Source organism: Actinoplanes auranticolor (assembly GCF_018332655.1).
In the GTDB taxonomy this organism is placed as follows: Bacteria; Actinomycetota; Actinomycetes; order Mycobacteriales; family Micromonosporaceae; genus Actinoplanes; species Actinoplanes auranticolor.
The window spans coordinates 1-13,933 of record NZ_BOQL01000056.1 but is presented as its reverse complement, the minus strand read 5'-3'; the positions used below and the strand labels follow the sequence as shown (position 1 = coordinate 13,933).

The window sequence follows — 13,933 nt, the reverse complement described above, 5'->3', positions numbered from 1 at the left end:
AAGAGAACGGATCATGATCATGTCCGTGCGTTTGCTTCTCCGCGGCGCTCAGATTGTCACCATGGATCCTGCCGTCGGCGTGGTGCCACGGGGTGACCTGTTGATCGAAGATCGAGTCATCGTCGCGGTGGGCGAGGATCTCGACGTAACGGATACCGAGGTGGTCGACGTGTCCGGGCACGTGATCGCGCCGGGCATGGTGGACACGCATCGGCATACCTGGCAGACCCTGGCCAGGGCCATCTGCGTGGACTGGACCCTGGCGGACTACTTCTACGGCATCCGTCTCGCGGTCTCGCCCGCCTACACGCCTGCGGATGTGTACCTGGGCAACAAACTTGGTGCGTTCGAGGCCCTGAATGCGGGCGTCACGACGATGCTCGATTTTTCGCACTGCAACAACACTCCGGAGCACTCCGACGCCGCGGTCACGGGGCTGCTCGACTCCGGAGTGCGGGCGAAGTTCTGCTACGGCTTCTTCGAGAGCAGCCCTTTCGGGCCGCCGTACTTCACCGACCACGGCAAGAGGGTGGAGGATTTCGAGCGCATCTCCGCCGGCTACTTCAGCGGGGCCGGTCGGGTCACGCTCGGCGTGTCCCTGAACGAGCCCGGTCTGGTGCCGTTCTCGAACACCCGTAGGGAGATCGAGGTCGCCCGTGAGCACGGGGCGCTGATCGCCACCCACATGGGAACCGTGTGGCAGATGCCGTCCGGATTCGACGAGCTCTCCCGGGCCGGCCTACTCGGCTCCGATCTGCTGCTCGTGCACTGCAACACGCTGACCGGCGAGCAGTGGACCCGGCTGGCCGATGCGGGTGCCAAGGTCTCGATCTCGGTCGAGACGGAACTCAACATGGGCATGGGTCGGCCGGTCTTCGCCCAATGCGTCGAGCACGGTGTGAAGCCGACACTGTCGTGTGACGTGGTGTCGCTGAACCACGGGGACCTGTTCTCCCAGGCGCGGTTCGGGCTGGGTTTCAAGCGCTGGGCCGACACCGAGCATCTGAATCTGGCGGGCAAGGACGTCAAGCAGGTCACGACCACGACGCTTGAGGCGCTGCAGTGGGCGACGATCAACGGCGCGGAGGCGTGCGGGCTCGGCGACCAGGTTGGCAGCATCACGGTCGGCAAGCGAGCGGACCTCATGGTGGTCGGCGGCCCGGGCATCGGCCAGCATCCAGTCATCGACGGCGCCGGCACGCTGATTTTCCAGACCACGCCGACCGATGTCCGGCACGTGCTCGTCGACGGCGAGTTCGTCAAACGTGACGGCGTCCTGGTCGGCCACGACCTGCCGAAGCTGCTCGCCGAAGCCGACGAGGCCGCGGCCCGAGTGCTCGACCGTGTCCGTGCCTCCGGCGGGCGCTTTCCGGCAACACCGACCGACGGTTTCGACGGTGTGACGGCACTCGCTCTCGCCAACCTGGCCAGTTGAGCACGATGGACTTCGCGGGAGACGCAAGGACCAACGCGACTTCGACGCCCTGCCGCGCGCCGCTTGACCCGCGCGGCGCGGCCCAGCGGCTTGAGGCCCTCGACGTAACGTCCCGCGGGTGACTGATCCACTTCTGCCGGGGGATCCAGTCGAGCTGGGCGGCTACCGGCTGCTCGAGCGGCTCGGCCAGGGAGGCATGGGCGCCGTCTACCTCGGACAGCACGCCGATGGCCGGTTGGTCGCCGTCAAGATGATTCGGCCCGAGTACGCCGACGACACCGAGTTCCGCGATCGTTTCCGCAGCGAGGTCAACCGGGCCCGGCAGGTGCCGCCGTTCTGCACGGCCGAGGTGCTCGACGCCGACCCCGACCATCGCACGCCGTACCTGGTGGTCGAGTACGTGGACGGGCCGAGCCTGGCGCAGGTGATCGCCGAGCACGGCCCGCTCACCGGCGGCAGCCTGCACAGCGTCGCGGTCGGGGTGGCCACCGCACTCGCCGCGATCCACGGTGCCGGGGTGATCCACCGCGACCTCAAGCCGGCCAACGTGCTGTTCGCGCTGGGCACCCCCAAGGTCATCGACTTCGGTATCGCCCGCGCCTTCGAGGCGACCAGTCAGCACACCCGTACCGATCAAATGGTCGGGACGGTCGCCTACATGGCGCCGGAACGCTTCGACACCGGTCATCGGGGCGCGGTGGGTCCTGCCGCAGACGTGTTCGCCTGGGGTGCGGTGGTGGCGTACGCCGGCACCGGGCGCACCCCGTTCAACGCGGACTCGTCCGCGGCTACCGCGGCCCGGATCCTGACCCAGCCGCCGGAGCTCTCAGGGCTGCCGGATCCGCTGCGGCGGGTGGTCGCCCGGACGCTGGCGAAAGACCCGGCAAGGCGGCCCACCGCGCACGAGCTGCTTGAACTGCTGCTGGACGCCGACGACAAAACCGAGCCGATCCACCCGGAGCTGCTCCGGGCAGCTACGGGTGCGCAGCGGACCCCTGCGCTCGGCGGCTCCCGACCGAGCCGGATTCGCTGGATGGCCCTGGTCGGCGTGGCACTCCTGGTGCTGGCCGTGGCCGGTCTCGTCATCGCTGAATCGTTGCCCCAGCTGGGCATGGGGTCGAACGTTCCGACCGACAACCCGACCGCGACGGGCACCGCGCGCACGACCGCGCCGACGCCCTCGCCGGCGCCGTCCTGGCGGCGGGCCGCGGGCGGCCTGGCGATCATCGACCGCCTGGACCGCCCGGGCCAATGGAGAGATACGCGGAACGACGACGAAGGCCGGTGCGTCTTTGCGAGGGGGCGGCTCGAGGCCCGGACCGGGATGTCACCGGAGTATCGGTGCGAGGGGCCGCAGGAGTCCTTCGTGAACGACCAGGCGATCAGCGTCGACGCGGGGATCCTCACACCGGGAGCATGCGCGGTAATCTGGTTCCGTACGGTCGGCGCGAACGCCTACCTGGTGTCGCTCTGCGAGACCGAGGTCCGGCTGGGCGTGGACACCAAGGACGGCGTCACCGACGAGGTCAAGGCCGCGTTGACCGGTACTGAGCTTGGACGTGTACGTCGCGTCGAGGTTGTCGTGCAGGACGAGAAAGCGACCGTCTCGGTGGACGGTGCGGCGCTGCTCACCACTCAGCCTCGATAAGCCGTCCCTGGCGAACGGCAGGGGCAGCCGCGGCAATCCGCCCATCTGCCCGACGGGCACACCGTCGTAGTGGGTGTTCGTCCGGCACTGTTGCATTCATCGATCGCAGGATGCGGTTGGGCCGTGAAGATCCGGCGTCAGAAGTTCTCATGTAAACGGTGGTCGGATAGTCGGCGGCAGTGGACCCGCTGCGTATGGAACTTCTTGCCGCTTCCAATCGGGTCGTGGTCAGCGGTCGTGTCGACGAGAGCGGCCAGCAGGCATGTGCCGACGCGACCCGCCACGCCCGCCTGCCGCAGGCGACCATCCTCGTCGGGCGGTTAGGTGATCAGCGCTCTGCAGGCGTCGTTGGGCACAGGAACGTAGGGCTCTCGATGAGCCCTGTGTGTCCGGTCGGAAGGCAATCTACGTTCAGGCCGGTTCTTGGGCGGCCTTCGACGAGGTTTCGAGGCCAGGTGCGGATCGCGCAACGTCTCGTCGTTGTGGAGAATGTCGCCGATCATCACGATGCACGCGAGGGGACAATCGGTGGGCGCTACGGCACAGAACCGGCTATGGCGGCGACGCCGTCGCTCCACGCTGGTGGTCGGGATCGCGGTCGTCCTGGTGGTGGCGACGGCGGCTGTCGTCTGGGTGTACGGGCGGCAGGCAATACCCGAGGCTGGGGCCCCGCAGCCGTCCGCGTCCGTCGCCACTACGCCGAGCAGAGCCCCGCGAGTCGCCGCGGTCACGTACGAGGTGTCGGGCGAGGGGCGAGTGGACATCTGGTACACCGACCCGGCACGTACGGAAACCACGACCCTGTTGAATCAGCAGTTGCCCTGGCGAGTGGAGCTCGCACCGCACGCCGTGTCGTTCGTGCAGATCACCGCCCGGCGTACGAAGAACGGCTTCGAAGGGCAGCCGGTGCGGGCGCTCGTCGACGGCGTCGAAGTCTGCAACGGTACGAATGTCGGCGGCTACATGAAGTCCACCTGCTCGGAGCTTGTGCCACCGCTGTGACCCAGCCACCGCCGGTACGCTCCGCGAGGTCATGATGCGTCGTTATCGGCCCGGCCTCCGGCGCTCAGGAGGGTTGGCTCTGACGAAGGCCTTGCGGTTTCGAGACTTCAGCTTCACTCTTCGTTAAGGGCGTGTCTCAGTTGGTGGCTTTGCGGAGTCGGCGGTAGGTAAGTAGGGGCGCAGGCGAGCCTGGCGAAGGCTTGGAAGTGTTCGGCCTTGCGGTCGTAGCGGCGTATGAGGCGGCGGTTGCGTAGCAGCCAGGCCAGGCACGCTTCGACGATCCAGCGGTGCCGGCCAAGGCGGTGAGAGGCTTCGACGCCTTTACGGGCGATCCGGACGGTGATGCCCCTACGACGGATCTCCTCGCGCAGCAGGCGCTGGTCGTAGGCCCCGGTCGTCGAGACGGCCGAGCAGCAGTACACGCGGGTCGTCGACCGCGCCGATGATCGCCTCGGTGGTGACGCGCCGCTTGAGCTTCCACCATCCGGCCCGACCCGGCCGGTACAGGCCGTCGAGGTCCTTGACGACCAGGACATCGACGCCGGTCACCGCGAGTTCGTCGAACCAGACCCGCGCCAGATCCACGTCCTGGGTCTGCGGGCACCCGGCCAACGCGGCTGGCGCGCCCGCGTGCAGGTCCTCGAGTCGGGTCCGGCGGTGGCGCAGCGGCCGGCCAGTGAGATCGAGGCCGGCGTCGGCGAGCACGTCGAACAACACGAGACTCGCCCGCCGAGCCGCCGCCTCGCGACAGACGACGCCCGGCGGTAATACGGCCCAACAGAGCCGGGAACACGGTGCGGCCAGACTTGGTGTCCCATACGACCGGCTCGCCGTCGACCACGGTGCCCGGCGGCAGCGTCTCGCGCACCGCGGCGACGACATCTGCTGGCAACGTCGGGTATTAGAACTGCCGGAGTACCGGTCTTCGTCGGCCACCAACGCGATCGTCTGCTCTGGAACCCCGTCTACCTGGACCTCGCCTTGTGGGCCTGCGCGGGCGGGGCTATCCGACGCCGACGCCGACGCCGACGCCGACGTCGCCCGGCTCTCGCCGTACGTGCGCCACCACATCCGGGTCCACGGGCACTACACGTTCACGTTGTCCGACTTGCGTGGGGGCACCTACCGGACGCTGCGTAACCCCGACGGCGCCGACGAGCAGTAGCCGGCCCGCCGGCATGCCCGAAGCCGTGCCGGCACGCGCGGAAACCGCGGTCGCGCTGATCGGCATCCGCGACTCGCTGCTGCGTGCCGGGCTATCGGTGCCGGCGCTCCGGGGCTCTGATGTCCGCGATCAGGTGAGGCCGACCGGTGCCGGGCGCAGCGGCTCGCCGTCCAGGTCGGACGTGCCCGGAGACGCCCACCACAGCGTGTCGTCCGGCGTCAGGTACGGGAAGCAGTACCGTCCACCGTCGGCGTACCCGCTGGTGCCGCCGCCGCGCAGGAGCGCATCGGCCGTCGCGGCCAGGTAGGCGCTGAGGCTCGGCCACGCGTCGCGGAAGGTGCCGCGGTCGTCGTGGTAGGACCAGCCCAGCCGCCCGTGGCCGGGGCCCGGTCGCAGGTCGATGATCTGCGCGTCGCCGTCGATCTCGGCGAACGGGATCCAGAGCGGGTGCCACCACGGCTCGCCGCCCTCCTCGACCGGCTCCAGCCCGTCAACGTCGCCGGCGATCTCCATGCACATTTCGTGATGCGCGACGATCTGAGCGACCTGGAGCGGGGGCTGCCCGGGGAACAGGTTGTCCCACCGGCTCAGCCCGTCGTGGCGGCGCAGCGACTCGACCAGCTCGGGCGGGAACGCCACCCGGAGCCGGGCCTCAGCGGCGGCGATCTCGGCCGGGTCGGCGGGGCCGGCCAGCAGCTCCGCGCTCCGCGGTGCGTGTCTCGCCATCCACCTCTCGATGGCCGACCAAGCGTCGGTGACCTGTCCCATGGTCGGGACAGTAGCGCGCGGCCACCCCCGCGGTACCGGCGTCGTGCGGTCGCTGGCCCGGAAGCGCGCCGCGGCCACGTCAGACCGGCGCGGAGCCGGGCGGTCGCTTCGCGGGACGTCCGACCTCAGCCAGCTCCGACAACCGTCCGACGGCCGCGTTGCGTAGAGACCTCGACCCACCGCCAACGCTGCCACCAGCCATCTCCCCTGATCGACCTTCTGGGGTTGTCACGCCGAGGTCATCGCCAGTTCGCCATCGAAGTGTCAGCGGCTTCGCCATGGCCGACAATTCGTCGGGAAGGGATGCGTTGCCTGGCCGGGTTCGACGGGCAGGTTGGCCTTTCGGGCGGCTTGGCCGGTGGCGGGTACGGCGGGCCGGGTGCCGATCCGGTTCTTGTCGAGGTGGCCGTAGACGATGGAGCGGGGACGCTGAACATGTCCGCGATTTGCTGCACGGTCCGCGACCTCGGCGAGTTTCCGTTGAGGGGGTGGGAGCCGGTGCGCCGGTTTGCGTGGCACACCAGACAGCGCCATCGGACCGTGCTTCAGTGCCTGGTGAGCACAGGTCGCTATCACGGCTTCGAAAGCGTCGCTGAGCAGCGGTTGCTGCTCGCGTTGGATTTCGCGGGTGACGTGGTTCGGGTGGTTCGAGCCGGCTACCAGGAACGTGTGCGGCGGCCCGAATTGCGCCTCGATCGGGTTCGCTTACGACGATTGCGTCGGGCTGAAGCACAGGTTCGCGGGGTCTGCCGCTATGCGGCGGGGAACACCTGCACCTCGCCCCCGTCTGCGAACAGTTCGCTGCCGGTCATGAAGCTTGATCGGGTGCTCGCCAGGAAGAGCGCGGCCTGCGCGATCTCGGCGGGGTCCGCGACCCGGCGCAGGGGCGTGGTGGCGGCCATCTGCGCGAGAAGAGCAGGAACGTACGCCTCGTCGCCCGCGAGGCCGCGCAGGCCCGGTGTGTCGGTCGGTCCAGGGACCAGCACGTTGACCCGGATGTTGCGGGGGGCCAGTTCCGCGGCCCAGACCCGGGCGTACTGCCGGATCGCCGCTTTGGAAGCCGAGTAGGTGCCGAATCCGGGGTTTCCGCGGCTGGCCGAGGTGGAGCCGGTTACCACGATCGAGGATCGGTCCGGCATGAGCGGCAGCATCTTCTGCACGGTGAACACGGTCCCGCGTACGTTGGTGCCGAAGTCCCGGTCGAAGTCGTCGGGGCGCAGCTCGGTGATCGGGGCGAGCGTGGAGCCGCCGCCGGCGTTGGCGAACAGCACGTCCAGTCGTCCGGTGCGCTCGGCGATCCGGGCCGCGATCGTGTCCAGGTCGGCCAGGTCGGCGATGTTTCCGCGGATCGCCGTGGCACCGATTGTCGCGGCGGCCGCCTCGAGCTCGGCCTGCCGCCGGCCAGTGATGAAGACCTGGGCGCCCTCGGCCGCGAAAAGGGTAGCCGCCGCCAGTCCGATGCCGGACGCGCCACCGGTTACCAGGGCTACTTTTCCTTCGAGTTCGGTCATGAGTCGTCGCTCCTTCTAGTTCTGGACTGCTCAGTCAGATATTGGCATATGTTGACCGTGCGGTCCAGAACCATTATCGTCACAGCGTGGCCCGTCCCCGGAAGTTCGACGAGCAGCAGGTGCTGCGCTCCGCGACCGAGACGTTCTGGACTTCCGGCTTCGCGGCGACGTCGCTGGACGACCTGATGCGGACGACCGGCCTCGGCAAGGGCAGCCTGTACGGCGCCTTCGGTGACAAGCAGGCACTATTTCAGCGAGTCCTCGACGGCTACTGCGCGGACGCGGCAGCAGGCTTGCGTGAGCGGCTGAGCGGCCCGGAATCGTCGTCGGCCGCGCGTATCCGGACCTTGTTCGACATGATGGTCGCCGCCGCAAGTGGTTCGTCCGGCCCACCGCGGGCCTGCTTGCTCGCGAAGTCAACCGCGGAGCTAGCGGCAACGAACGCCGACGTCGCCGCCCGGGCACAGCAGACGTTCGCCACCATCGCCGACCTGCTGCAGGCTGAGGTGGAAAGCGCTCAAGCCGCGGGCGACATCCCCGCCGACCGTAACGCGCGGCGGACGGCCCATCATCTCCTGGCGGTGCTGCGCGGCATGGAGGCGCTGACTGAGGCCGGAATGGACGAATCGGTCCTCCGTGACGCCGCCGACGCCGCGCTCATGGCTGTCGGCCTCCGACCCGAAGGGCAGTAAGCCTCGCTTTACGCGCGTGGCCAACTACGCATCGCTGCGCGTGCGCTTACCGATACGTTGCTGCGCGACGGGGGAACCTCCTACTCGCGTTACCACGACCGCGGCCTCGCGGGCCGCGTCCTCGGCCGCATCTAGCCTCCTCGGCCCGCGAGCTTGCCGTTGCGCCGTTGACATGTCGGATGTCGTTGGCCTCCGGGTGCGCCTGCCGTGGAATCGGTTCGGTCACCGCGCGAGGCGCGGTGACCGAACCGAGGTTCTGTCGGGGTTCATGCCCTCTGTCATTTTGTCGGGGGAGTGCAGGGCAGGGTGCGGAGCGGTTAGGCTATGAATAGTTCGAGGTCGACGATCTGCCCTAATGGGGTATTGGTTTGTGTCGATACGCCGGCTCGCGCCAGGCTCGGCACCGGGCGACATCAAACCGCTTCGGTCTCAGCTCTGCGCGCTGTCCGGCGAGTTCGTTAAGGGCAGCCGGGGGTGATGTGCAGCCCAGGAGCCGAATCACCGACCGGGAGCGTCGCCGCCATGTCGCCCGCGGCGGCAAGCGAGACCTGTGCCGCTCGAGGAGCCAACTACGCGCGCTCCTATGAGCTTGGCCGGCGCCGAGGGGGACGAACGGCACCCGAGACAGTCTCTGTGTGGCCTCGAATCGAAGGCGTCCCGAGTGGATCAGCCTGCTGACCAGCGGCGACAGAACGTGTGAATAACTCCTCCAGGGTCCGAAGCGCACTCCGCTGACGACTGGAGAGCCGAACCGCGTTCAAGTACCTGTTACTCGGGTTGATGAGCTTGGTCGGCCCCCCAGGTGAGGGTGATCTCGAAGTTGCCCTCAGCCGCGGCCTTGGCAACCAGTGAACGGCGGGCGGCCGACCCACGCGGACCAGATGCTGCGCGACCCCGGCCGGCGATCGCGTTGGACATTGACCGGCGGTCCTTCTCGGCGCGCCACGCCACGTCCGGGGCGCGGAGCTCGACGAGCGCCCGCCGGTGTGGACGTCGGCAGAGTGGTTCTGACGGCTCCTGGCGGCCGAGGCGGGGCTGGACAACCAAAAATTTATCGATACTTGTCACTTTCGGGCCGGCTCGCGTTGAACGTCCGGCAACACCCTCGTAACATGCGAGTGGCGGCTGTTAACGGTAACAATGACGGCGCCCGCCTTTGCGAGCCGCTGCCCCCTATCCGGGAGAGAATCTGTGAACAGATCCAGACGTACGAATGTCGCCCTGGCCTCGGTCGGAGCCGCGTTGCTGGGATCGGCTGCGCTCGCGGTGGCGCTGCCGGCCAGCGCCGCCGCGGCGGGCTGTGCGGTCAACTACACCGTGGGTTCCGAGTGGCAGGGCGGGTTCACCGCCGGCGTGTCGGTCAAGAACCTCGGAGACGCTCTGAACGGCTGGTCGCTGACCTGGACGTTCGCCGCCGGGCAGACCGTGACCCAGGCATGGAGCACCGACCTCACTCAGAGCGGCTCCGCCGTGACGGCCAGGAACGTCAGCTACAACGGTGCGATCGGCCCGAACGGCGAGGTGTCGTTCGGCTTCAACGGCGCGTCGACCGGCAGCAACCCGGTCCCAACCGCCTTCGCCCTCAACGGCGTCGCGTGCACCGGACAGCCGACCACCACCACACCACCAGTCACGCCGCCGTCAGAACCACCGGTCACGCCCACGTCGCCACCGCCGACCTCGCAGCCGCCGGCCACGTGCGCGCTGCCGACGTCCTACCGTTGGACGTCGACCGGTCCGCTGGCGCAGCCGAAGTCCGGCTGGGCGTCCCTCAAGGACTTCACGATCGCCCCGTACCAGGGCAAGCAGCTGGTGTACGCCACCACGCACACCAACTCCGTCCCCGGGAGCTGGGGTTCGATGAACTTCAGTCTCGTCGACAACCTCAACCAGCTCAGCTCGGCCACCCAGAACACCATGAACCAGGGCACCGTCGCGCCGTCGCTGTTCTACTTCGCGCCGAAGAACATCTGGGTCCTCGCCCACCAGTGGGGCCCGACCTCGTTCTCGTACCGCACGTCGACCAACCCGGCGAACGCCAACGGCTGGTCGGCTCCCCAGCCCCTGTCGACCGCGAAGATCACCGACTCCAGCACCGGCGTGATCGACCAGACGATCATCGGTGACAGCCAGAACATGTACCTGTTCTTCGCCGGCGACAACGGCAGGATCTACCGCCAGATCATGCCGATCGGGAACTTCCCGGGCAGCTTCGGATCCAACTACACCACCATCATGAGCGACACTTCGGAGAACCTGTTCGAGGGGCCGCAGGTCTACAAGGTGCAGGGCCGCGACCAGTACCTGATGATCGTCGAGGCCAGGACCAGTTCCTGGGAGCGCTACTTCCGCTCGTTCACGGCGACCAGCCTCGGCGGTACCTGGACGCCGAACGCGGTGACCTACAACAACCCGTTCGCGGGCAAGGCCAACAGCGGTGCCACCTGGACCAACGACATCAGCCACGGTGAACTGCTGCGCACCAGCGCGGACCAGACCAACACCATCGACCCCTGTAACTTGCAGCTGCTGTACCAGGGCCGCGCTCCGAACTCGAGCGGTGACTACGGCATCCTGCCGTACCGTCCGGGTCTGCTGACCCTGCGCCGCTGATCGACGAGTAGATGATGCGACGAGGCGGGCCCGGATTCCATCCGGGCCCGCCTCTTTCGACCACCTCACGCCACTGGCGGGCGCGCCGGGGAGTACAGCCAGGTCCTGAAGAAGCCATCCAGGTTGCGGCCGGACACGCGGCTTGCCGTGGCGGTGAAGTCCGCCGTGGTCGCGGTGCGGTGCCGGTAGGTCTGCGTGCAGGCCCGCAGGACGGCGAAGAATGTCGTGTCGCCCAGCTCCTCGCGCAGCATCTGCAGCACCATGGCGCCGCCGAAGTAGATCCGTTCGCCGGCCTCGTCGGTCGGCTGCGCCGGGCCGGTGAGGGGGACGCTCCAGAAGGGATCGCCTTCGGGGTGGTCCTGGTGGATCTGCCGCGCCCGGTCGTGGGCGCTCGCCCTGCCGTTCAGCTCCTCCCAGTATCAGGTCGCGAACATGGCGATGTCCTCGCTGAGCCACACCTCGTTCCACCGGGCAAAGCCGACGCTGTCGCCGAACCACTGGTGGGCGAGATCATGGGCGACGATCGTGTCGCTGTCCGCCGCCGAGTACACGGGACGGGTCTGGGTCTCCGCGGAGAACGGGATCTGTACACCGTCGTGACTCGCCCCCACGACGATCGCGCCGGTGGAGTCGAACGGGTACGGGCCGAAGCTGCTCGCCCATCGGTCGGTGACGGCGGCCGTCGTGCGCCAGAAGTGCGACACGAGATCCGGCTTGGTGAGCGCAGGATCGACTGCGACGTACTCGGGGATCCCGCCGGGCGTCGCGCCGCTGCGGACCTGCCACCGCCCGACGTCGACGGTGGCCAGATAGGTCGCCATGGGCGCGCGCTCCGACCAGACGTGGGTCGTCCACGAGCCGTGGGTGCTGCGCCCCACGCGACGTCCGTTCGCCACCACGTCCAGGTCCCGCATGAAGAATTCGGCGCGGCTGCCCGCGGCCAATCGCTTCTCCGCCACGACCTACTCCTTCTCGGTCAAGCTGAAGGACGGGTCCAATCCCTCGGCATCGAAGGGCCGCCCCTTCGACGCCTTGCGCATCGTCTGGCACGACTACCCCGGTGAGTGGTTCGAGCAGGACGTGAGCGGACCGGAGGAGGCCCGACGCCGGATCGATACCTTCAAGTCCCTGCTGGGTTCCGACATCGCTCGCTCGATTCCGGGAACTGATGCACCTTGCGGGTAGCGAACGCGGATCCTGCTCGAACCAGGCGATGTCGTCGAGGATGTCGTCCAGCGGAGTGCCGATGATGGCCTGAAGCTTGCGTCGAGGCGCACCGGAGTCATACCTACGGCCGCACCAAGGACACCCACATCGGTGTCCCGGGCTGGCCGTATTCGGTAGTCGTCGCTTTGCAGAGCGGACGTCATTCGTGGACCGCGCCGCTGGACGCCCGCCGGCTCATCCCCGGTAACGACGCCGCGACGGTGACCGCCGCTCAACTACGCGAGGTCGTGCAACGCCTGATCTCGGCCGGGCAAGCCGTCGTCACGTGCGGCCACCAAGGTCATAGACAGACTCGCACATAGTCGCCTCCGAAAGCCCGGCTCTGACCGTATCCGTGCTAGTGCACCCCCTGCAGCCGTTGGTAGCCGCGCATGAGGCCCGAAGCGCGACTCACGTCTCTGGTGGGGTGACTCGTTACTGCACTCGCTCGGCTGTGCCGCCGCGCATCCCGCAGACAAATACGAATGGTATGAACTAACTCCTGAAGGAACAGAGGTCGCGCGCTTATTGCTCCCCACCGGCGGTACGCCGTCTTGGCTTCTTGAAAAATGAGTAAGCCTTAAGAATGACCCCGGTGGGTTTGGCGGAATCCCTAGTGGGTCAAATTTCAGGAACCGTTGACAGCAGCCTGCGTGGAAACTGATATAGCCGGTATATATGACGACATTCTATGCTCGACGCTGTGAAGCTTCCAGTCGGAAGCTACTGTAATCGTCTCCAGCAAAAGGGAGTTCAGATGCGCTGGCGAATGAGCGGAGCGACGATGGTGGTCGGCCTGTTGGCGTCCTCATTGTCCATACTCATGCCTCCTGCTGCGGCCACGGCCGCTGGCCTATGCCAAAAGCCGTCGATGCAAAGTATCGCATCAGCGGCAGAGCCGACCGCTGTTGCCTTGATGGGTTGTGACAGCGGCGCCCAGATGTTTGGCCGAGGGAGCGGATTCGTGCCCGGCACTCGTGTGTCCGTGGTCCGAACGTACTGGACGGGCCGGGATAGCAGCGGGCAAAGGATATGGGAGGAGTCTGAAGCAGAGACGACTACCGTTCAGGCCGATGGCACCGTCGAGGCGCCTGCCCGCTACCACGATTCATTTCTTCCCGGATGGATTTTCGACGGTCAGGTGACCATCAAATCGATGGACGGCACGGTCCTGGCAATCAGTGCCGAGAGGCATGTGGAATGCTCCTGCTGCTGGTAGATCTAGGGCGTGTTCTTGGAACGTTGAGCTGCCGATTTGAAGGCCACCGCATGGCGGTGGTCGATAACTGAAGAGGTCTCCGGTAACTGGTTCGGCGGCCAAGCAAGTGTCGCGTTTCTGGTCTCTTTGACCGCGGTCTCTGGTGAGGATCTGGTCGGCGGTCTTGGTCCGGCGAAAAGTTTCGCATCGCAGTTTTCAAGCGTCGATGAACGTGCGGATTGCGCCGATCAGATCCGGCGCCCTGGTGAATGTGCCACGGCGGATGGCTTGGGGTAATAATTCCGAAGAAGGTCTCGACCACATTCATCCCGACCTGGGAAGGGTGGCTCTATCTCGCGACCGTCATCACAAAACGCCCTGCAGACACCACCGGTCCGGGACCGGCCGCGGTCCGGGTGCCTTGTCCGGCCACGGCGGCAGAAGCGGTTCGATCAAGTTCCACAGGTCGTCGTCAACGATCCACCCTGGGCGCTTTGGGATGGCCCTAATCCAGCGAGGCAGGTCGCGCACCGGAGGCAACCAAACCGCGCCCGTCTGGTCCAGGTCGTTCGTCCAGTGGGGCGCTCCACCTGGGCCAGACGGCCGCGGCCCGGCCGAGCGAGCGGGTCCGAGCCGTCAAGGCCACCGCTATGGGTGTCAATGCATCAGGCTGATCTAGTACTCCAGCAGGAGAT

Annotated in this window: 9 protein-coding genes and 3 pseudogenes; 7 read left to right on the top strand and 5 right to left on the bottom strand. The window is 67.4% G+C overall.

Annotated features, from left to right (window positions below; genetic code table 11):
• The first annotated feature begins 13 nt into the window (after positions 1-13).
• The 3 genes from Aau02nite_RS32435 (at position 14) to Aau02nite_RS32425 (ending at position 4,085) form a co-directional block, all read left to right on the top strand.
• The gene (locus Aau02nite_RS32435) at positions 14-1,435 is read left to right on the top strand and encodes an amidohydrolase family protein (protein ID WP_212992416.1); all 1,422 of its coding nucleotides are present in this window, start codon (positions 14-16) and stop codon (positions 1,433-1,435) included.
• A 118-nt stretch (positions 1,436-1,553) separates the two neighbouring features.
• On the top strand, positions 1,554-3,083 hold the full coding sequence (locus Aau02nite_RS32430) for a serine/threonine-protein kinase (RefSeq protein WP_212992415.1): 1,530 nt from the start codon (positions 1,554-1,556) through the stop codon (positions 3,081-3,083).
• Between the two features lie 489 nt (positions 3,084-3,572).
• Complete coding sequence (locus tag Aau02nite_RS32425) at positions 3,573-4,085, top strand: MmpS family transport accessory protein (RefSeq protein WP_212992414.1); 513 nt, start codon at positions 3,573-3,575, stop codon at positions 4,083-4,085.
• A 113-nt stretch (positions 4,086-4,198) separates the two neighbouring features.
• On the opposite strand, the pseudogene Aau02nite_RS32420 reads toward Aau02nite_RS32425, so the two are convergent.
• The 4 genes and pseudogenes from Aau02nite_RS32420 to Aau02nite_RS32405 all read right to left on the bottom strand — a co-directional run.
• Positions 4,199-4,474, bottom strand: a pseudogene (locus Aau02nite_RS32420) (hypothetical protein); the annotation flags it as partial.
• Entirely contained in the window at positions 4,434-4,967 is a 534-nt protein-coding gene (locus Aau02nite_RS32415; RefSeq protein ID WP_246595607.1) for an ATP-dependent DNA ligase, read from the bottom strand. The gene Aau02nite_RS32415 and the pseudogene Aau02nite_RS32420, both read right to left, overlap by 41 nt.
• 412 nt (positions 4,968-5,379) lie before the next feature.
• Positions 5,380-5,976 carry an SMI1/KNR4 family protein gene (locus tag Aau02nite_RS32410; RefSeq protein ID WP_212992411.1) on the bottom strand — a complete coding sequence of 199 codons (597 nt, stop codon included), beginning with the start codon at positions 5,974-5,976 and terminating at the stop codon, positions 5,380-5,382.
• Positions 5,977-6,770: 794 nt separating this feature from the next.
• Positions 6,771-7,529: an SDR family NAD(P)-dependent oxidoreductase gene (locus Aau02nite_RS32405; RefSeq protein WP_212992410.1), complete on the bottom strand. Its 759-nt coding sequence runs from the start codon at positions 7,527-7,529 to the stop codon at positions 6,771-6,773.
• 86 nt (positions 7,530-7,615) lie between these two features.
• On the opposite strand from Aau02nite_RS32405, the gene Aau02nite_RS32400 reads away from it, so the two are divergent.
• On the top strand, positions 7,616-8,221 hold the full coding sequence (locus Aau02nite_RS32400) for a TetR/AcrR family transcriptional regulator (RefSeq protein ID WP_212992409.1): 606 nt from the start codon (positions 7,616-7,618) through the stop codon (positions 8,219-8,221).
• Positions 8,222-9,412: 1,191 nt separating this feature from the next.
• Positions 9,413-10,834 (top strand): non-reducing end alpha-L-arabinofuranosidase family hydrolase, encoded by a 1,422-nt coding sequence (locus Aau02nite_RS32395; protein WP_246595604.1) that lies wholly within the window; start codon positions 9,413-9,415, stop codon positions 10,832-10,834.
• A gap of 65 nt (positions 10,835-10,899) precedes the next feature.
• Here Aau02nite_RS32395 and Aau02nite_RS46810 read toward each other — a convergent pair.
• A pseudogene (locus tag Aau02nite_RS46810) lies at positions 10,900-11,655 on the bottom strand (M1 family aminopeptidase).
• A 91-nt stretch (positions 11,656-11,746) separates the two neighbouring features.
• Between Aau02nite_RS46810 and Aau02nite_RS32380 the strand changes: the two are divergent.
• The gene (locus Aau02nite_RS32380; RefSeq protein ID WP_212992405.1) at positions 11,747-12,019 is read left to right on the top strand and encodes a hypothetical protein; all 273 of its coding nucleotides are present in this window, start codon (positions 11,747-11,749) and stop codon (positions 12,017-12,019) included.
• 98 nt (positions 12,020-12,117) lie between these two features.
• A pseudogene (locus Aau02nite_RS46805) lies at positions 12,118-12,315 on the top strand (transposase); the annotation flags it as partial.
• Between the last annotated feature and the right edge of the window lie 1,618 nt (positions 12,316-13,933).

Bases quoted from the DNA above. Each gene is read 5' to 3' on its own strand.
- Aau02nite_RS32405 (WP_212992410.1), bottom strand. From the start codon at position 7,529: ATGACCGAACTCGAAGGAAAAGTAGCCCTGGTAACCGGTGGCGCGTCC.
- Aau02nite_RS32380 (WP_212992405.1), top strand. From the start codon at position 11,747: ATGAAGAATTCGGCGCGGCTGCCCGCGGCCAATCGCTTCTCCGCCACG.
- Aau02nite_RS32415 (WP_246595607.1), bottom strand. From the start codon at position 4,967: ATGTCGTCGCCGCGGTGCGCGAGACGCTGCCGCCGGGCACCGTGGTCG.
- Aau02nite_RS32410 (WP_212992411.1), bottom strand. From the start codon at position 5,976: ATGGCGAGACACGCACCGCGGAGCGCGGAGCTGCTGGCCGGCCCCGCC.
- Aau02nite_RS32435 (WP_212992416.1), top strand. From the start codon at position 14: ATGATCATGTCCGTGCGTTTGCTTCTCCGCGGCGCTCAGATTGTCACC.
- Aau02nite_RS32425 (WP_212992414.1), top strand. From the start codon at position 3,573: ATGTCGCCGATCATCACGATGCACGCGAGGGGACAATCGGTGGGCGCT.